Raw genomic sequence first — 17951 nt, 5'->3', positions numbered from 1 at the left:
TCCGTTCGGATCAGTCGCAGCAGCCTCCGGTGTACTGGGGCGGCGACGCGGAGGAGACTCAGGTCATGCCTCCCGTGCCGGCCGGGCCCGGCGTGCTGCCCGGCACGCCCGGCCCCGGTCGGGCGGCCGCCCACGGACGGCCCGCGGCCCACGGACGGCCCGTCATCGGCGGACCGGCCGACCCCGCCGAGGGGCAGGCCCGGGAGTCCGGCCAACTGGGCGGTCCGCTGTTCCGGGAGGAGCAGCCCGTGCCGGCGCCGCGGGGTGTGACGGAGACGGTCGTGCTCCGCGCGATATCCGGCGACACCACCCCCGCCCCCGGTCACGGCACCCCGTCGCACCCGGGGGCACCGGTGCATCCCGCGCCGTCGGCGAACCACCTGGCGGCCGGGCAGCCCCACTTCGTGCCGTCGTCCCACCCAGGGCAGGAGACACCCGTGGCCGCCCAGCCCGCCCCGCAGCCGCAGCCGCGCAAGCAGCGCGGTGGCCGTAACCTCCAGGCCGCCATAGGCGTGGGTGTCGGCCTCGGTGCGGTGATCGTCGCCTCGCTGTTCGTGGTGAAGGCGCTGTTCCTGGTCGTCGTGATGGCTGCGGTCGCGGTCGGCGTGTGGGAGCTGACCAGCCGGCTCGCCGAGCGCAAGCAGATCAAGGCGCCGCTGGTCCCGCTGGTCGTGGGCGGCATCGCCATGGTCGCCACCGGCTACTGGTCCGGCATCCAGTGGGCTGCCGCCTCGCTCGCGCTGACCGGGCTGGCGGTGATGGTCTGGCGGATGGCCGAGCCGCCGGAGGACTACCTGCGGGACATAACGGCAGGCGTGTTCACGGCCTTCTACGTGCCGTTCCTGGCCACCTTCGTGGCGATGATGCTGGCGGCCGACGACGGCCCCCAGCGGATCGTGCTCTTCCTGATCGTGACGATCTGCAGCGACACCGGCGCCTACGCGGTGGGCTACAAGTTCGGGAAGAACAAGCTGGCCCCGACGATCAGCCCGGGCAAGACCCGCGAGGGCCTGGCCGGCGGCATCGCCCTGTCGATGCTGGCGGGCGCGCTGCTGATGGAGCTGATCATCGACGGCGGCAGCTGGTGGCAGGGCCTGATCCTGGGCGGCTGCGCGGCGGTCACCGCGACTCTGGGCGACCTGGGCGAGTCGATGATCAAGCGCGACCTCGGGATCAAGGACATGGGCACGCTGCTGCCCGGTCACGGCGGCATCATGGACCGGCTGGACTCGCTCCTGCCGACCGCCCCGGTGGTCTGGCTGCTGCTGGCAGCCTTCGTCGGCAGCTGACCCGGCGTACGAGACGTACGCGCGAGGGCCCCCGGACGCCTGGCGTCCGGGGGCCCTCGCGCGTCTGCGACACTGGAACAACCATGCCTAAGCCCGGAGAACATTGACAGGTGAAACGACAAACGGCCCCCTACCTGCGGGTTTCCCGCCGATAGGGGGCCGTTTTGTGTGCCCTGGGCCGTCCCTGGGCCGTCAGGCCGCCGATTCGCCCGGCAGGAACAGCCGGTCGACGGCCTTCCGGGCACGATCCTGGCTGTTCGGCATCAGGTGGGCGTACACCCGGAGCGTCAGGGCCGGGTCGGCGTGGCCGAGGTAGTCGCTGACCGCTCGGATGTTCTCCCCGGCGTCCAGGAGGACCGAAGCGTAGAAGTGCCGCAGGGCGTGCATGCCGTGCTCGCGGGCGGAGGCGTACGGCTCACCGGGACGCGGCGTCGGGATGAGGCCGGCCGCCGCGATGGCGGGCTTCCACTCCTGGAGGTTGAAGTTGCTCCGCCAGACCAGCCCGTCAGCGGTGTTGCTGAACAGCAGCCGGAAGGTGACCTTCGGCCCGTCCGGGGTCTTCCACGGGAGGGTGACCGGCACGGGCTTGCAGCTGTCCATGTGGGCACGGAGGGCGGCGGCCACGGAACGGGGGAGCGGGACGTCGCGCTCCTTGTTGCACTTCGGGGGAGCGAACACGGCCTTCCCCCGGATCTGCTTCACCTGACGGAGCACCCGGACCGTGCCCCCCTCGAAGTCGAGCGCATCATCCTCCGCCAGACCGACGATCTCGCCCTGCCGCAGTCCACACCCGGCGCCCAGATCGGCCATCGCTCGGTACCGCTCGGGCAGCGCGCCGCGAACCGCGAACACCTGCTCCGGGAGCCAGGGCACGACGCGACGGGCCTCGACGGCGGGCGGGCGGACCGACGCGGCGCCGCACGGGTTGCGGACCAACAACCCGTCGTCCACGGCGGCAGACAGGACCGCCCGCACGTCGGAGTAGATGTTCCGGGCGTACCCGCCCGAGATCGGGCTCTGCTCCAGCCCTTTCACCAACTCCTGGATGTGGGACGGCCGGAACGAGTCGAGCGGCCGCCGGCCGATCCGCGGGAACGCGTGCAGCCGCAACCTGGTCTCCACCAGAACCTGACTGGCCGGGTCCGTGGTTTGGGCCTTGAGCCACCGTTCTGCAAACTGCTGAAACGTCGTCCGCGACGCCTTCGGGTCGACGTACTGGCCGCGCGACATGTCGGCCTCGATCTCGGTCAGCCACTCCTCCGCCTGGCGCTTCTGGCGGTCGGGGAAGCTCTTGCTCTTCTCGGTGCCGTCCGGGCCGATGTAGCGGGCCCGGTAGCGCTTGCCCTTGCCGTAGCGGTCGGTGCGGACGCGGCGGGGCTTGCCGTCGGGGCCGGGCTCGGTCTTGTACCAGCGGTCTTGGATGTGTCCGGCCATGGGTCAGGCCGCCTCTCGGCTCTGGTCCGCCACCCATTGGGCGACGGCGTCGGGGTGGTAGCGGAGGTGCCGGCCGACCCGGAATCCGGGCGGGCCGGTGTGCTTGCGGCGCCACTGGTAGACGGTCTCCAGCGGGACGCCGAACATCGCGGCGATGTCCTCGGGGGTGAGGAATCGGGCGGGCAGCGGCACGACGGTGGGCGGGGTGTCAGCCGGTGCGCGGCGGTTGGCCAAGGTCTCCTCCTGGGCGGTTTGGGCTGTCGTCTGCCTGTCGCCTCACCTGTCGTGTGGCCTGTCTGTCACCTGTCGCCTGTCACCTGTCTGTCGCCTGTAAGGCGCAGGTCAGGGGTGGGTTCGGGGCTCCCGGACCCTGTTTCGTGGGGTGGGGATTACAGGTGACAGGTGACAGGCGACAGGTGACAGGTGGGCTTTGTGTCGGCCTTTGTGTTCCTTGTCGTGGTGCTTGTCGTCCGGTCGGCTTGTCGCTTGTCTTGTCGCTTGTCGGGTGCCTGGTCAGGGGTGGGTTTCGCCGGAGCGCGGGTGGTTCGGCCGGTGTCCGGCAAACGGGGCGACAAGCGACAAGCGGTCTGGGCGGGTGGTTGGGTTGGGTGCGGTGGGTGACGGGGCTGGGGTGTCAGGGCGGCCGTCAGGGGTGTCAGAAACGCTGCCGGGCGGTCGGTGCGGGGTGTCAGGGCCGTCAGACCGGTTGCCGGGTGGGTGTCAGGGCCGTCAGGGCGGGTGTCAGTCGGGGCGTCAGGACCGTCAGGGAGGGGTGTCAGACGCGTCAGACGGGGGTTCCTCGCGCGCGCGTGCGTGTTACCCGGGGTCTGGGCGCCAGGGCCGTCAGACGGCTCCTGACGCTTCGGGCCCGACGGTCGGGCGGCTGGCTGGTGGTGACGCTGTGTGTCGGTTGGGGGCTTCTTCGCGCGTACGCGTGCACGCGTACGTGGGACCCCTGGATTCACGGAGCGGGTGATGAAAGTGAGCGCGGAGAGTGACCTCCCACCCACCCCCCACCCGGCCGGAGAACGTCCTCCCGGGCCCCTGAGCGGGTGGGGAGGGACTTTCCCGGGTGGGGGGTGGGTGGGGGGAGGTGACGGCCCGTCGCGGGGTTGCTCGGCCGGGTGCGCCGGTGGCCGTGTGGCGCGGGTTGAAGAGTCCACCCGCCCGCCGAGGGGGGCGGGGTGGCTTCTTCTGTCGGGCCGTCCGTGGTGGGGAGCGGGCTCGGGGCGTCGTGGCGGCCGGTGAGGTGTCCGCTCGTGTGGCCGGTCGGGTGGCTTGGCTGGCGGTGGCCGGACGGGTCATGGCGGTGGTCTCCGGTCTGGGGTGCGTGGTGGAAAGGGTGGAAAGGTTGGAAAGGGCTCTGACCTGCGGTTTCTTCTGGTGGAAAGCGGGGTGGAAAGGGGTGGAAAGGGTCGGGGGCCGCGGATGATCGGGGGCTTTCCACCCCTTTCCACCCGCCTTTTCACCCGGCGTTTTCGCAGGTCAGGGCCCTTTCCACCCTTCTCACCCTTTTCACCCGGGGGGTGCGAAGAGGTAGACGGTCTTGTGGCGGCCGTCGCCGGGGACCTGGACGGCGGCGAAGCCGGGCAGCTCGCACAGTCGGGCGGTGAGGTCGGAGCGGTAGGCGGCGTTGCGGCGCTTGAACAGCCGGTACACCTCATCCCCAGTGAGCCCGCCGTCCCCGGCGGCCTTCACGGCGGCGGCGAGCTTGTCCAGGTCGGGATCACCGGTGCCGTTGGCCATGGCGCCGAGGACGTGGGCGGCGCTGGCGCGGGCGTACCGCACGAGGGCCCAGGCGGCGCGCAGGTGGTCTTCGCCGATGCGGTCGGTGTGGTCGAGCAGGGCGTAGACCATGGCGGCGCGTTTGGCGTAGGGGGCGGCGCGGGCGGTGAACTCGGCGAGCGGGCCGTCGTCGGACTCGTTCCCGCACAGCGCGAAGTAGACCTCGTCATCCCAGAACTGAGCGGCCTCGGGGGTGAGCTGGACTTCGCCGACCCGGCGGGCGTCCGTGAGGACGGTCTTCCACGCCGAGGCCAGGTTGTCGATCAGCTCATCCGGGGCGCCCCTGCCGCCGGGGTCGAGCAGGGTGCGGTGGACGAAGACCGGCAGGAAGCGGTTGTAGGTCCCGCCGGCCATCTCGGCGTCCTGCATCTTGGCCCGCAGCTCACGCGGGCTGATGTGGCCGATGACGGCGATGTGCGGGGCGGTGGCGTGCAGCGCGTCCCGGTTCATCACGCCGAGGTCTTCGCCGTTCCAGGCCTGGCGCAGGATGCCGCTCAGGGAGGAGCCTTCCCGGCGTCCCCGGGCCATGGTGATGCCGTACTCGGACTCGATCACCCACAGGCGCTTGTCGGTGACGCCGGGGTCCTTGTCGCCGTTGCCGTCGCGGACCATGTCGATCAGGCCTTCGCCGGAGGACAGGCCGGAGCGGGTGTTGGAGGCGATGAAGTCCGGCACGGCGGCCTTGAGCAGGCGGCGCGCGGTGTTGGTGGCGGCGCCCTTCCGGCCGACGGAGGTACCGCCGATGGTGAGGGCCCAGATGAGGGCGGGGTGGCGGTCGTTGCCGATCCACAGGAACGGGCCCGAGCCGATGATCGTGCTTGAGGCGGACAGGAGGTTCGCCAGGACGCCGACCGGGTCGGCCTCGGTGGTCGGGTCGAGCGCGGCGACGGTCTCTCCGGCCCAGCCGCAGAACACCTCGGGGTCCGGGACGGGGCCCGGTCGGTCGGGGCGCACGATGCCGGGCGCGGGGTCGTACATCGGGTTCGGAAGGGCCTGTGGTCGGCCGTCGGCGGTGGAGGGGAGGGTTTCGACAGACACGGGTTCTCCGGAGGGTTCACGGGGCGGGTCGGCCAACGGGCGGGCAGTCGGTTGGGTGGTGGGTCGCGCACGGGTCGGGTCCTTCTCGGGCGGGTCTGTTCCGGCGTCGTTCCCGGCGGGTCGGGGAACGTTTCCCGGATCACGGTCGACAGCCGGGTAACCCTTTACGGAAACGGGTCGTGTGTGTTCGTACCTGGTTCCGTGGCGGGCACTGGCGGGGCGGTCGAGCAGGCTTGCGGGGAACGCTTCCGCCGGTTGCCGGGAACGCTTCCGCAGGTGCTCACCGCCTCCTTAAGAGCGCTTCTCCTTGGGGCGGTTGGCGGTGTTCGGTCGGGCACGCTCGCCCCGGTCCGCCGAGGAGAAGCGCTCTTAAAGAGGGAGGTGTTCACCGGCCGCCGGTCGGGTGCTCACCGGCGCTCACGGCCGGGCCTGAAGAGGCCACCGCCGCCCCTGAAACGGCGGCCGGGCCAGGCACCGGAGGTCCGGTCGCGGGGGCGGAGAAGCGCTCCTCCGCTCCCGTGTTCACCGGCCTTGAGTCGAGCGCTCACCGGTGTTCACCTCCCTCCGACCAGCGTTTTCGGGTCCACGGCCCGGCGTTTCAGCCGGACCCCGGGCCGTTTCAGGTACGGGCTCGGGCGTTTCAGGCCCGGCCGGTGAGCGGGTCGTGAGCGGGGGTGAACACCCCGGTGTTCACCGGTGAACACCCGCCCGGATCGGGCACCGTTTCAGGCGCCGGGGTGGCCTCTTCAGGTCCGCCCACCCGGGCTTCAAGGGCGTCCGGTGAGCGGCCTGTGAGCGGGGGTGAACACCGGTGAGCGTTCACCCGTCCCGGCCGCCGTTTCAGGTTCACCGGCGACCGTTTCAGGCTTGGCCGTTCGGACTTCAGCGGCACTCGGTGAGCGCTCCCTGAGCGGGCGTGAGCGCTGCTGAGGCCGGGGCTGTCAGCCCGCGATGCCGGTGATGCCGACGGGGACGTTCAAGTCCTTCAGGTAGGTCCTGAAGACCGAGCGCTGGACGCGGATGTGGGAGCCGATGCGGTAGTGCGGCAGGCGGCCGGAGTTGATCTCGCGGTGCACGGTCCACTTCGTGGTGCCGAGCGCGGCGGCGATCTGCTTGACCGTCAGCGGCTCCCGGCTGGTGTAGCTGACCAGCTCGGCGAGCGAGGGCATGTGCGGGTCGGGGTTGTTCATGGCTGCTCCGGAAGGTGGTGGTCAGGCGGCGGCGAGGCGGCGCGTGTTCACCAGCGGCACGGCGGTGGTGAAGACGTGGTCCAGGCCGAGGAGGTAGGCGCCGGTGAGCGGGGCGTGGTCCAGGCGCTTCAGGTGCAGGACCGGGGCGGCGGCCGGCGGGCAGCCGTCCACCCTCGGCATCACGAGCAGCTGCTCGTCCGCCCGCACGACGTCGTTCGCGATGCCGCCGTGGCGGACCATGCGGACGCCGGGAACGTGCTGGAGGGCGGTGTAGAGGTCTTCGACCAGCAGGAGGCGGGTGGCCTCGTTCTGCGTCGCCGCCTGCGTCGGGTCCGGCAGGGCCAGACGCACCCGGGTTCCGGCGGCGGCGCGCTCGGTCAGCAGCTCGACCAGGTCCGGGACGGCGTCGGCGAGGAACAGCCCGCAGGACAGCGCCAGGTCGATCCGGTCGACCGCGCCGCGCAGCAGCGTGGCCCACAGGGCGGCCGGGACGGTGCCCCGGGTCGGGTACCAGGCGAGCATTTCGTCCCGGGGCTGGGCGCTGGTCTTGCGGCGGTTGCCGAGGGTCGGCCAGATCTCGTACGGGTCGACGTGCAGCAGCTGGGCCACCTGGTGGGCGTGCCGGGCGTAGGGAGTGCGGCCGGGCTCGTTCAGCCACCGCTCCACCGTGCGCGGGTCCATGCCCACCTCGTGGGCCAGGCCCTCGATCGTCATCCCGGAGGCCACCAGGGCGGCCCGCAGTCGGGCGTTGCCCGCCGTGTTCTTCAGCGCGGCGTTCACGCGGCCACCGCCAGCGGGAGCAGGCCGAACGCGGCCTCCGGCAGGCGCAGGACGGAGGCGATGCGCCGCAGCTCCGCGATGTCCCGGATCGTGCGCTTGCCGCGCTCCAGCAGCGACACGTACGACTGGCTGAAGCCGAGCAGGTCCGCCAGGTCGAGCTGCTTGAGCTGGGTCTGGGTGCGGAAGTTGCGAAGGACCGCGCCCAGGTCCGGGCCTTCCGCCACGACGGGGGCGGCGACCGGGGCGGACTCGCGGAACTCGGCCAGGCGGCTGCGGCGGGTGTCCTCCGGGCCGACCGTCCGGCGGCACGGGCCGCACAGCGTGTCAGGGTTGCTCCGGCTCAGGTGCGCCGAGCACCTACCACACAGCCGGATGCCGACTCGTGAAGCGGCGAGCGTTGCAGGCATGATGGGACTCCCTTCGCATAGGGCGTGGGCGGCGGTCTTTCTTGGCGGATTGGGCGCCGCCCACGGGGAACCAGGGGCATCGTCCGCATTGTCCGAACAATGCCGGCCCTCGGGGAAGACTCTGGCATCGGCTATGACATGCCGTCAAGCGCATCGTTCGCATTGACTGGACAATGGGTCCGGCCGGGCGGTTTCATGGACCCATGGCAACCACGCGAGCTGGGCGACCCCCGATGTACCAGCAGATCGCAGACGTCTTCAGGCAGCGGATAGCGAGCGGAGCCCTCGTCGCGGGCGACCGCCTTCCGACCGAGGCTGAGCTGAGTGAGGAGTTCGAAGTAGGCCGGGGCACCGCGCGGCAGGCCCTCGGGATACTGGTCAACGAAGGGCTGATCGAGGCAGCGCGTCCCCGCGGCTACTTCGTTCGCGAGCGCCGGCCGATGGTCTTCAGGCCGCAGGCCGAGTTCCGGGCCCGGCCGTACTCGGAGGAGATGGACGCCTTCGTCACGGAGCACTCGGCGGACGGGCGGCAGGCCAGCCAGCGCATCGACGTGAGCATCGTGGAGCCGCCGGCCAACATCGCCAAGCGCCTGAACCTGAAGCCCGGAGAGCTCACGGCCGTGCGGCAGCGGGTGCGCTGGTTGGACGGGGAGCCGTTCAACCTGAACGACTCCTACTTCCCACTGGGCATCGTGCAGGACTCCGAGATCATGCGTCCCGCAGACATCGTGCGTGGTGCCAACAAGGTGCTCGCCGAGCTGGGGCACCTCCAGGTCCGCGCGATCGATGAGTTGTACGTGCGGATGCCGACCCCGGAGGAGGCCAAGCGCCTTGAGCTGGGCGCCGGGACGCCGGTGGCGGAGCACGTCCGCACCGGATACACGGCTGAGGGCCTGCCCGTCCGGGTGGCCGTCTCGATCCTGCCGGGAGACCGGCACGTGATCACCTACGAGCAGGAACGAGAGCAGCAGGATGCCGACGCTAACTGACCTGGAGATTCACCCTGCCCGACGGGACCAGCTCGGAGAGGTGGAGGCGCTGCTGATCGAGGCCAGCGAATGGCTTGCCTCACTGGGGAGCGACCAGTGGCAGTTCCCGCCCCGGCGGGACCGCCTCATCAGCGCGATGGAGCGCGGGGAGTGCTTCCTGGCCTACCGCGACGGCGAGCCCATCGCGACCCTGACCGTGGACGAGCAGGCGGACCCGGAGTTCTGGGAGCCCGGGGACCGGCCGGATGAGGCCCTGTACGTTCACCGCATGGCGGTGGCCCGCAGGGCCGCCGGCCGGGATGTGGGCGGGGAACTGCTGAGCTGGGCCGTCGACCGCGCGGCGGCGGCAGGGAAGCGGTTCCTCCGGCTCGACGCCTGGAAGACGAACCCGGGCCTCCACCGCTACTACCTCAGTCAGGGCTTCTCCCTGGTCAGGGTCGTAGACCTGCCTCACCGGCCGTCGGGTGCCCTCTTCGAGCGGGCCGTTCACGGTCGCCCCGACGGCCGATGACCCGGGCCGTCTGTGGGCCGTCCGACGTCGGCCAACGATGACAAGTGACGACCAGTGCTGAGTCCGTCTCCCCTGGCGGGGACGGGCTCAGCGTTCGGCGTCTGCGACACTGGAACAACCATGCCTAAGCCCGGAGAACTCACCTTTGTCGCGCCGCGCGGCGCCAAGCCCCCGCGACACCTCGCCGACCTGAGCCCCGCCGAGCGCAAGGAGGCCGTCGCCGAGCTGGGCGAGCAGCCGTTCCGCGCCAAGCAGCTCTCCAACCACTACTTCGGCCGGATGTCGAACGACCCGGCGAGCTGGACGGACATCCCCGCCGCCAGCCGGGAGAAGCTCACCGGGAGCCTGCTGCCCGAGCTGATGTCGGTGGTCCGGCACGTCTCCTGCGACGACGACGCCACCCGCAAGACGCTCTGGAAGCTCTTCGACGGCACGCTCGTGGAGTCCGTGCTGATGCGCTACCCGGACCGGGTCACCATGTGCATCAGCTCGCAGGCCGGCTGCGGCATGAACTGCCCGTTCTGCGCCACCGGCCAGGCCGGGCTGACCCGCAACCTCTCCACCGGCGAGATCGTCGAGCAGATCGCCGCCGGGATGCGCGCGCTCAAGTCGGGGGAGATCCCCGGCGGCGAGGCGCGGCTGTCCAACGTGGTCTTCATGGGCATGGGCGAGCCGCTGGCCAACTACAACCGGGTGCTGTCCGCGATCCGCCGGCTGACCGACCCGGCGCCGGACGGCTTCGGCCTGTCCCAGCGCGGCATCACGGTCTCCACCGTCGGCCTCGTCCCGGCGATGCACCGGTTCGCCGACGAGGGCCTCAGCTGCCGCCTGGCGCTGTCGCTGCACGCCCCGGACGACGAGCTGCGCGACGAGCTGGTGCCGGTGAACACCCGGTGGAAGGTCGCCGAGGTGCTGGACGCGGCCTGGAACTACGCGGAGAAGTCCGGCCGCCGGATCTCCATCGAGTACGCGCTGATCAAGGACATCAACGACCAGGCCTGGCGGGCCGACCTGCTCGGCCGGCTGATCAAGAACCGCCGGGTGCACGTCAACCTGATCCCGCTGAACCCGACCCCCGGTTCCAAGTGGACGGCCTCCCGGCCCGAGGACGAGCGCGAGTTCGTCCGCCGGCTCCAGTCGCACGGCGTGCCGACGACCGTCCGCGACACCCGCGGCCAGGAGATCGACGGCGCCTGCGGCCAGCTCGCCGCGGCGGGCTGAGTCCCACCGCAGGAAACCCGTTACCGCAGGAAACCCCTACCGGAGCCCGGCGGCCGCCAGTGCGGCGGTCGCCCCGCCGGTCAGCAGCAGCGTGCTGCCCACCGCGAGGGTGCGCAGCGCGACCGCACCGAACAGCAGCCGGGGCGAGGTGCCGAGGCGCAGCAGCGCGTCGGTGACCTCCCGGCGGTGGGTGCGGACCTCGGCGAGGCGGACGATCACCGCGGCGGTCGCGCAGCCGAGCACCAGGCAGGCCTCGATCGCGGGCAGCGCGTCGGCGCTGTCGGGCGTGCCGATCCAGTAGCGGACGGTGGTGAGCACCAGCGCGACGGTGAGGGTGAGCACGGCCAGCGGCGCGCCGAGCCGGCGGGCCTGGGCTGTGAGGCCGCGCCCGGCCAGCAGCCGCAGCGGGGTGGGCCGTCCGAGGGCGAGCAGCCGTCCGGCCCAGGCCAGCAGCGGGCCGGTGAGCAGGGCGATGCCGAGCGCGCTGGCGGCCCAGCCGCCGAGGGCGGCGGTGCTGGTGCTGCCGAGTCCGGCGGGCAGGTGGATCGGGCGGCCGTCGGCGGCGGCGTCGGGCCGCAGCGCGATGAGTTCGAGCGCGGCGCCGATCACGCCCAGCCCGATCGCCAGGGCGATCCGCCGGACGCCGAAGCCGGTCGGGGCGTGGGTGCGGCCGCCGGGCAGGGTCTCGGCGACGGGCACCGCGCAGGCGGCGGCGGTGCCGGCGGTGAGCGGGACCAGGGCGAGCAGGGCGACCGGCGCGGCGGGCGGCAGCGGCACGCCCATGCCGAGGTCGGGGGCGAGCGCGGGTCCGGCGATGTCGTTGCGCAGCACCAGGAACCCCAGCAGCGTGAGGACGCTGCCGAGGGTGGCGGCGAGTGCGACCTCGCTGGCGATCAGCGTGCGGATCCGGCGGGAGCCGACCCCGGCCGCGGTGAGGCCCGCGATCCGCTCGGGCCGCCGGGCGGGCACCGCACCGGCGGCGACGGCCGCGAACCAGGCGACGGCGGCGAGCGGGGGCAGGCACCAGAGCAGCCGGACCAGCGGGTCGGCGCCGCCGGTCGGGTCGCTCATCGCCCGGCCGAGGGAGCGCAGCAGGAAGGCGGCGACCACGGCGGCGGCCAGCGCCGTGAGCAGCCAGCGGCCGAGGTCGGGCACCCGGTAGCCCCGGGCCAGACGGAGATAGAACACGTCGACTCTTTCAGCGGCTCGGCGTCGTCAGCGGTGGGCGGCCGTGACGGCGGGCGCTCCGGGGGCCCCGGGGGCGGCGGTGCCGCGGGGGACGGGGGCGGCGGGGGCGGTGAGCCGTCCGTCGAGGAGGGCGACGGTGCGGTCCGCGAACCGGACGAGCTCGGGGTCGTGGGTGGCCAGGACGAGGGTGAGCTGGTGGGACCGGGCCGCGCTGGTCAGTATCCGCATGACCTGGTCGGCGGCCTCGCGGTGCAGTGGGGCGGTGGGGTCGTCGGCGAAGACGACGGGCGGCAGCGGGGCGAGGGCGCGGGCGACGGCGACCCGCTGACGCCGGCTCTGGACCAGCCGCTCGGGGCGCTGCCGGGCGCAGTCGCCGACGTCGAGGCGTTCCAGCCACTCGTCGGCGGCGGTGTAGGCGGCCTTGTTGCCGGCCCCGGCAAGCAGCAGCGGCAGGGCGACGTTCTCCCGGGCGGTCAGTTCGGGTACCAGGTGGGGCTCGGAGCCGACGAAGCCGAAGCGGTCGCGGCGCAGCCGTTCGCGGCCGGCCCGGGCGAGGGTGTGCACGGGGGCGCTGTTGAACCAGACCTCGCCCTCGTCGACCGGGAGTTGAGCGGAGAGGCAGCCGAGCAGGGTGCTCTTGCCGGAGCCGCGCGGGCCGGTGACGGCGAGCACCTCGCCCTCGCGGACGCCGATCGAGATGCCGCGCAGGGCGGGGGTGCCGTCATGGGACTTGGCGATCTCCCGGGCCCACAGCACGTCGTTGTCAGGCGGTGCCGCTGACATGAGGATCCATCCTGGGTGGCCGCAGGGATATGACAGTCGTCAGATTAGAACGCCCGGGGCGGGGCCCGGTTGCGGCGCACTGGTCCATCACGGGCAAATCACCCGCATTCAGGCATGTTTGGTCGTACGACTGTGATGTTGGGCGGGCGGGGGAACGCCGAAGGGCGGCCCCGCGGGAGCGGGACCGCCCTTCGGCGGAGGGTGGGGAAGAAGGCTCAGGGGATCAGATCTTCGCCCACGCGTCGGTGAGGCTGGTCCGCAGGATCTGCTCGATCTCGTCGAAGGTCGACTGGTCGGAGATCAGCGGCGGGGCCAGCTGGATGACCGGGTCGCCACGGTCGTCGGCGCGGCAGTACAGGCCGTTGTCGAAGAGGGCCTTCGAGAGGAAGCCGTAGAGGACGCGCTCGACCTCTTCGTCGTTGAACGACTCCTTGGTGACCTTGTCCTTCACGAGCTCGATGCCGTAGAAGTACCCGTTGCCGCGGACGTCACCGACGATCGGCAGGTCGCGCAGCTTGTCCAGGGTGCCCAGGAACGCGGCCTCGTTGTCGAGCACGTGCTGGTTCAGGCCCTCGCGCTCGAAGATGTCGAGGTTGGCCAGCGCCACCGCGGAGGAGACCGGGTGGCCACCGAAGGTGTAGCCGTGCAGGAAGGTGTTGTCACCCTTGTAGAACGGCTCGGCGAGGCGGTCCGAGATGATCGTGGCGCCGATCGGGGAGTAGCCCGAGGTCATGCCCTTGGCGCAGGTGATCATGTCGGGCTGGTAGCCGAACTTGTCGGCGCCGAACATGGTGCCGAGGCGGCCGAAGGCGCAGATGACCTCGTCCGAGACCAGCAGCACGTCGTGGCGGTCGCAGATCTCGCGCAGGCGCTGGAAGTACCCGGGCGGCGGCGGGAAGCAGCCACCGGCGTTCTGAACCGGCTCGACGAAGACGGCGGCGACGGTCTCGGCGCCCTCGTTGAGGATGGCCACCTCGATCTCGTCGGCGCACCAGCGGCCGTAGGCCTCGGGGTCGACCGTGCCGTCGGGGCCCTCGAGGAAGGCCGGGGCGCGGTAGATGTTGGTGTTCGGGGCCTTGTGGGTGCCCGGCACCAGCGGCTCGAACGGGGCCTTCAGGCCCGGCAGGCCGGTGATGGACAGGGCGCCCTGCGGGGTGCCGTGGTAGGCGACGGCGCGCGAGATGACCTTGTACTTGGTCGGCTTGCCGGTCAGCTTGAAGTACTGCTTGGCGAGCTTCCAGGCGGTCTCGACGGCCTCGCCGCCACCGGTGGAGAAGAAGACCTTGTTCAGGTCGCCCGGGGCGTAGTTGGCCAGGCGCTCGGCCAGCTCGACGGCCTTCGGGTGGGCGTAGCTCCACACCGGGAAGAAGGCGAGCTCCTTGGCCTGCTTGGCAGCGGCCTCGGCGAGCTCCTCACGGCCGTGGCCGGCCTGGACGACGAACAGGCCGGCGAGGCCGTCGAGGTACTTGCGTCCCTTGTCGTCCCAGACGTAGGTGCCCTCGCCCTTGACGATCGTCGGCACGGGGGAGTTCTCGTACGACGACATGCGGGTGAAGTGCATCCACAGGTGGTCGTAGGCGGTCTTGGAAAGGTCCTTCTGCGCCGGGTCGGCTGTCATCGGGTGCCCCAGGTGTAGGTCTGTTTCCGGAGTTTCAGGTAAACGAAGCTCTCGGTGCTCCGCACGCCGGGAAGCGCGCGGATGCGCTTGTTGATCAGTTCGAGCAGGTGCTCGTCGTCCTCGCAGACCAGTTCGGCCAGGAGGTCGAACGAGCCTGCGGTGCAGACCACGTAGTCGACCTCGTCGAGGGCGGCCAGCGCGTCGGCGACGGGCTCGATGTCACCCTCGACCCGGATGCCGACCATCGCCTGGCGGGTGAAGCCGACGGTGAGCGGGTCCGTGACGGCGACGATCTGCATCACGCCCTGGTCGAGCAGCTTCTGGACGCGCTGCCGCACGGCCGCCTCGGACAGGCCGACGGCCTTGCCGATGGCGGCGTACGGGCGGCGCCCGTCCTCCTGGAGCTGCTCGATGATCGCCTTGGAGGCGGCGTCGAGGGGAACGCTGGCGTTCCGGTCGCGGTTGGCCACGCGGCCACTGTGCCTGATCGTTCCCGTGTTCGCAAGCGAGGAAACTGCTGATTTCGTCGTGATCTTGGAAAACGCATGCGGATTTCATCGCCCAAGCGCACTCGCCCTGTCGATACCGGCAGTCGTGCGGCTACCCTGGCACGGTACGCGCGCGGCCCCGAGGGTCGGCGCGCATACCGCCAGCAGTGGACCGCGCCGCTCCGGACGTGGCCACTCGGCACCCTTCGTATGCCGGATCCGCCGACGTACCATGGCGCCGGAATCTGCAATGCCGCAGGCCCAGACCGAGGAGAGACCCGTGAGCGACCTTCGCGCGCTGCGCAACTACATCAACGGTGAGTTCGTCGACGCGGCCGACGGCCGCACGCTCGACATCGTCGACCCGACCATCGGCGAGGCTTACGCGACGTCGCCGCTGTCCGGTGCCGCTGACGTGGACGCCGCCATGGCCTCCGCCGCCGCCGCGTTCCCGATCTGGCGCGACGCCACCCCGAGCACCCGCCAGAAGCTGCTGCTCAAGATCGCCGACGCGGTCGAGGCCCGCGCCGACGAGATCGTCGACGCCGAGGTGCGCAACACCGGCAAGCCCCGCGCGCTGACCCTCTCCGATGAGATCGGCCCGATGGTGGACCAGATCCGGTTCTTCGCCGGTGCCGCCCGCCTGCTGGAGGGCAAGGCCGCCGGTGAGTACATGGACGGGATGACCTCGATCATCCGCCGCGAGCCGGTCGGCGTCTGTGCCCAGGTCGCGCCGTGGAACTACCCGATGATGATGGCCGTCTGGAAGTTCGCCCCGGCCATCGCCGCGGGCAACACCGTCGTGCTGAAGCCCTCCGACACCACCCCGGCCTCCACCGTGCTGCTGGCCGAGATCATCGGCGGCGTCCTCAAGGAGCTGGAGCTGCCGGCCGGCGTCTTCAACGTCATCTGCGGCGACCGCGAGACCGGCAAGCTGATGGTCGAGCACAAGACTCCGGCGATGGCCTCCATCACCGGTTCGGTGCGCGCCGGCATCTCGGTCGCCGAGTCCGCCTCCAAGGACGTCAAGCGCGTCCACCTGGAGCTGGGCGGCAAGGCCCCGGTCGTGGTCTTCGAGGACGCCGACATCGCCGAGGCCGTCGAGGGCATCTCGGTGGCGGGCTACTTCAACGCCGGCCAGGACTGCACCGCCGCCACCCGCGTGCTGGTGCACGAGTCGATCCACGACGCCTTCGTCGAGGCGCTGGCCAAGGCCGCGGCCGAGACCAAGACCGGCGGCGTGGACGACGAGGACGTGCTGTACGGCCCGCTGAACAACGCCAACCAGCTGAAGCAGGTCTCCGGCTTCATCGAGCGGCTGCCCGCCCACGCCAAGGTCGAGGCCGGTGGCCACCGGGTCGGCGACAAGGGCTACTTCTACGCCCCGACCGTCGTCTCCGGCCTGAACCAGGACGACGAGATCGTCCAGAACGAGGTCTTCGGCCCGGTCATCACCGTGCAGAAGTTCACCGACGAGGACCAGGCCGTCGAGTACGCCAACGGCGTCGAGTACGCGCTGGCCTCCTCGGTGTGGACCAAGGACCACGCCCGCGCCATGCGGATGTCGCGCCGCCTGGACTTCGGCTGCGTCTGGATCAACACCCACATCCCGCTGGTCGCCGAGATGCCGCACGGCGGCTTCAAGAAGTCCGGCTACGGCAAGGACCTGTCGGCGTACGGCTTCGAGGACTACACCCGCGTGAAGCACGTCATGACCGCGATCTGATCAATCGATCACCGGCTGAACCGACCATGGGCCCGGGTCTCCTCGACCCGGGCCCTGCGTCTTTGCATCCTGTCGACGGTTGGCGCGACCGGCTGACACGATGGAACTGCCCTTCGGGGACGGGTCGCCCTAGCCTTACCGGCATGAGCATCCCCACCGCTGACTCAGCCGCAGGCCAGGCCGTCAAGGCCGCCGACCGCGCGCACGTCTTCCACTCGTGGTCCGCCCAGGCGCTGATCGACCCCCTCGCGGTGGCCGGCGCCGAGGGCTCGTACTTCTGGGACTACGACGGCAACCGCTACCTCGACTTCTCCTCGCAGCTGGTCAACACCAACATCGGTCACCAGCACCCGAAGGTGGTCGCCGCGATCCAGGAGCAGGCGGCGAAGCTCTGTACCATCGCCCCCGGCTTCGCGGTCGAGTCGCGCAGCGAGGCCGCCCGGCTGATCGCCGAGCGCACCCCCGGTGACCTGGACAAGATCTTCTTCACCAACGGCGGCGCCGAGGCCAACGAGAACGCCATCCGGCTGGCCCGGCTGCACACCGGCCGGCAGAAGGTGCTGTCCACCTACCGCTCGTACCACGGTGCCACCGCCAACGCGATCGCCCTCACCGGCGACCCGCGGCGCTGGGCCAACGAGACCGGTGTCTCCGGCGTGGTGCACTTCTGGGGGCCGTACGCCTACCGCTCCAACTTCCACGCCGAGAACGAGGCGCAGGAGTGCGAGCGCGCGCTGGAGCACCTGGAGCAGGTGATCGCGTTCGAGGGGCCCGGCACCGTCGCGGCGGTCATCCTGGAGACCGTGGTCGGCACCGCGGGCATCCTGGTCCCGCCGGCGGGCTACCTGGCCGGGGTGCGGGAGATCTGCGACCGCTACGGGATCGTGTTCATCCTGGACGAGGTGATGGCCGGCTTCGGCCGCACCGGCGAGTGGTTCGCCGCCGACCACTGGGGCGTCACCCCGGACCTGCTCACCTTCGCCAAGGGCGTCAACTCGGGCTACGTGCCGCTGGGCGGCGTGGCGATCAGCGCCGAGATCGCGGCCACCTTCGCCGAGCGGGCCTTCCCCGGCGGGCTCACCTACTCCGGCCACCCGCTGGCCTGCGCCTCCGCGGTGGCGACCATCAACACCATGGCGGAGGAGGGCATCGTCGAGAACGCCAAGCACATCGGCGAGAACGTGCTCGGCCCCGGCCTGCGCGAGCTGGCCGAGCGGCACCCGTCGATCGGCGAGGTCCGCGGCCTCGGCGTGTTCTGGGCGCTCGACCTGGTGAAGAACCGGGAGACCCGCGAGCCGCTGGTGCCCTACAACGCGGTCGGCGCCGACAACGCTCCGATGGCCGAGCTGGCCGCCGCCTGCAAGCAGCGCGGGCTCTGGCCGTTCGTCAACATGAACCGCTTCCACGTCGTCCCGCCGTGCACCGTCACCGAGGAGGAGGCCAAGACCGGCCTCGCGGTGCTGGACGAGGTGCTGTCGCTCACTGACGCGCACACTGTCTGACA

At 71.3% G+C, this 17951-nt stretch carries 16 protein-coding genes; 6 read left to right on the top strand and 10 right to left on the bottom strand.

Annotated elements, in window-relative coordinates; genetic code table 11:
* Positions 1-65 precede the first annotated feature (65 nt).
* Positions 66-1289 carry a phosphatidate cytidylyltransferase gene (locus tag ACIRRH_RS36175; protein WP_403076200.1) on the top strand — a complete coding sequence of 408 codons (1224 nt, stop codon included), beginning with the start codon at positions 66-68 and terminating at the stop codon, positions 1287-1289.
* Between the two features lie 192 nt (positions 1290-1481).
* Here ACIRRH_RS36175 and ACIRRH_RS36170 read toward each other — a convergent pair whose 3' ends face one another.
* From ACIRRH_RS36170 to ACIRRH_RS36145, 6 genes are all read right to left on the bottom strand, one after another.
* On the bottom strand, positions 1482-2723 hold the full coding sequence (locus tag ACIRRH_RS36170) for a tyrosine-type recombinase/integrase (RefSeq protein WP_403076084.1): 1242 nt from the start codon (positions 2721-2723) through the stop codon (positions 1482-1484).
* 3 nt (positions 2724-2726) lie between these two features.
* On the bottom strand, positions 2727-2957 hold the full coding sequence (locus tag ACIRRH_RS36165) for a helix-turn-helix domain-containing protein (protein ID WP_403076081.1): 231 nt from the start codon (positions 2955-2957) through the stop codon (positions 2727-2729).
* Positions 2958-4238: 1281 nt separating this feature from the next.
* Complete coding sequence (locus ACIRRH_RS36160; RefSeq protein ID WP_403076078.1) at positions 4239-5546, bottom strand: DUF3987 domain-containing protein; 1308 nt, start codon at positions 5544-5546, stop codon at positions 4239-4241.
* A gap of 941 nt (positions 5547-6487) precedes the next feature.
* Positions 6488-6736 (bottom strand): helix-turn-helix domain-containing protein, encoded by a 249-nt coding sequence (locus ACIRRH_RS36155; protein ID WP_363380447.1) that lies wholly within the window; start codon positions 6734-6736, stop codon positions 6488-6490.
* A gap of 21 nt (positions 6737-6757) precedes the next feature.
* A complete protein-coding gene (locus tag ACIRRH_RS36150; protein ID WP_403076075.1) occupies positions 6758-7516 on the bottom strand; it encodes a helix-turn-helix domain-containing protein in 759 nt (252 codons plus the stop codon).
* On the bottom strand, positions 7513-7923 hold the full coding sequence (locus tag ACIRRH_RS36145; RefSeq protein WP_403076072.1) for a helix-turn-helix domain-containing protein: 411 nt from the start codon (positions 7921-7923) through the stop codon (positions 7513-7515). Before ACIRRH_RS36145 ends, ACIRRH_RS36150 begins: the two co-directional genes overlap by 4 nt.
* A 203-nt stretch (positions 7924-8126) precedes the next feature.
* Here ACIRRH_RS36145 and ACIRRH_RS36140 point away from each other — a divergent pair, with 203 nt between their 5' ends.
* The 3 genes from ACIRRH_RS36140 (at position 8127) to rlmN (ending at position 10644) form a co-directional block, all read left to right on the top strand.
* Entirely contained in the window at positions 8127-8912 is a 786-nt protein-coding gene (locus tag ACIRRH_RS36140) for a GntR family transcriptional regulator (protein WP_403076069.1), read from the top strand.
* Positions 8896-9423, top strand: coding sequence for a GNAT family N-acetyltransferase (locus ACIRRH_RS36135; protein WP_403076066.1), 528 nt, complete (start codon positions 8896-8898; stop codon positions 9421-9423). Before ACIRRH_RS36140 ends, ACIRRH_RS36135 begins: the two co-directional genes overlap by 17 nt.
* A gap of 120 nt (positions 9424-9543) precedes the next feature.
* A complete protein-coding gene (gene rlmN, locus ACIRRH_RS36130) occupies positions 9544-10644 on the top strand; it encodes a 23S rRNA (adenine(2503)-C(2))-methyltransferase RlmN (RefSeq protein WP_403076063.1) in 1101 nt (366 codons plus the stop codon).
* A 36-nt stretch (positions 10645-10680) separates the two neighbouring features.
* On the opposite strand, the gene ACIRRH_RS36125 is transcribed toward rlmN, so the two are convergent.
* From ACIRRH_RS36125 to ACIRRH_RS36110, 4 genes are all read right to left on the bottom strand, one after another.
* Positions 10681-11832, bottom strand: a complete 1152-nt coding sequence (locus ACIRRH_RS36125) for a hypothetical protein (RefSeq protein WP_403076061.1) — start codon at positions 11830-11832, stop codon at positions 10681-10683.
* Between the two features lie 27 nt (positions 11833-11859).
* The gene (locus tag ACIRRH_RS36120) at positions 11860-12615 is read right to left on the bottom strand and encodes an ABC transporter ATP-binding protein (RefSeq protein WP_403076058.1); all 756 of its coding nucleotides are present in this window, start codon (positions 12613-12615) and stop codon (positions 11860-11862) included.
* Between the two features lie 223 nt (positions 12616-12838).
* On the bottom strand, positions 12839-14233 hold the full coding sequence (locus ACIRRH_RS36115) for an aspartate aminotransferase family protein (RefSeq protein ID WP_196946910.1): 1395 nt from the start codon (positions 14231-14233) through the stop codon (positions 12839-12841).
* Positions 14230-14703 carry an Lrp/AsnC family transcriptional regulator gene (locus ACIRRH_RS36110; RefSeq protein ID WP_030243538.1) on the bottom strand — a complete coding sequence of 158 codons (474 nt, stop codon included), beginning with the start codon at positions 14701-14703 and terminating at the stop codon, positions 14230-14232. Before ACIRRH_RS36110 ends, ACIRRH_RS36115 begins: the two co-directional genes overlap by 4 nt.
* A gap of 268 nt (positions 14704-14971) precedes the next feature.
* Between ACIRRH_RS36110 and ACIRRH_RS36105 the strand changes: the two genes are divergently transcribed.
* Positions 14972-16447: a gamma-aminobutyraldehyde dehydrogenase gene (locus ACIRRH_RS36105; protein ID WP_403076055.1), complete on the top strand. Its 1476-nt coding sequence runs from the start codon at positions 14972-14974 to the stop codon at positions 16445-16447.
* A gap of 143 nt (positions 16448-16590) precedes the next feature.
* Positions 16591-17949 (top strand): aspartate aminotransferase family protein, encoded by a 1359-nt coding sequence (locus tag ACIRRH_RS36100; RefSeq protein ID WP_403076053.1) that lies wholly within the window; start codon positions 16591-16593, stop codon positions 17947-17949.
* The last annotated feature ends 2 nt before the right edge of the window (positions 17950-17951 follow it).

This window comes from Kitasatospora sp. NPDC101235, from assembly GCF_044767505.1.
GTDB lineage: Bacteria > Actinomycetota > Actinomycetes > Streptomycetales > Streptomycetaceae > Kitasatospora.
The sequence above is the reverse complement of the archived record's forward strand: the minus strand, read 5'-3'. Positions and strand labels throughout refer to the sequence as shown.

Coding starts and splice junctions, on each gene's coding strand:
- rlmN (WP_403076063.1), top strand. CDS start 9,544: ATGCCTAAGCCCGGAGAACTCACCTTTGTCGCGCCGCGCGGCGCCAAG.
- ACIRRH_RS36120 (WP_403076058.1), bottom strand. CDS start 12,615: ATGTCAGCGGCACCGCCTGACAACGACGTGCTGTGGGCCCGGGAGATC.
- ACIRRH_RS36170 (WP_403076084.1), bottom strand. CDS start 2,723: ATGGCCGGACACATCCAAGACCGCTGGTACAAGACCGAGCCCGGCCCC.
- ACIRRH_RS36115 (WP_196946910.1), bottom strand. CDS start 14,233: ATGACAGCCGACCCGGCGCAGAAGGACCTTTCCAAGACCGCCTACGAC.
- ACIRRH_RS36135 (WP_403076066.1), top strand. CDS start 8,896: ATGCCGACGCTAACTGACCTGGAGATTCACCCTGCCCGACGGGACCAG.
- ACIRRH_RS36100 (WP_403076053.1), top strand. CDS start 16,591: ATGAGCATCCCCACCGCTGACTCAGCCGCAGGCCAGGCCGTCAAGGCC.
- ACIRRH_RS36105 (WP_403076055.1), top strand. CDS start 14,972: ATGCCGCAGGCCCAGACCGAGGAGAGACCCGTGAGCGACCTTCGCGCG.
- ACIRRH_RS36140 (WP_403076069.1), top strand. CDS start 8,127: ATGGCAACCACGCGAGCTGGGCGACCCCCGATGTACCAGCAGATCGCA.
- ACIRRH_RS36145 (WP_403076072.1), bottom strand. CDS start 7,923: ATGCCTGCAACGCTCGCCGCTTCACGAGTCGGCATCCGGCTGTGTGGT.
- ACIRRH_RS36175 (WP_403076200.1), top strand. CDS start 66: ATGCCTCCCGTGCCGGCCGGGCCCGGCGTGCTGCCCGGCACGCCCGGC.
- ACIRRH_RS36155 (WP_363380447.1), bottom strand. CDS start 6,736: ATGAACAACCCCGACCCGCACATGCCCTCGCTCGCCGAGCTGGTCAGC.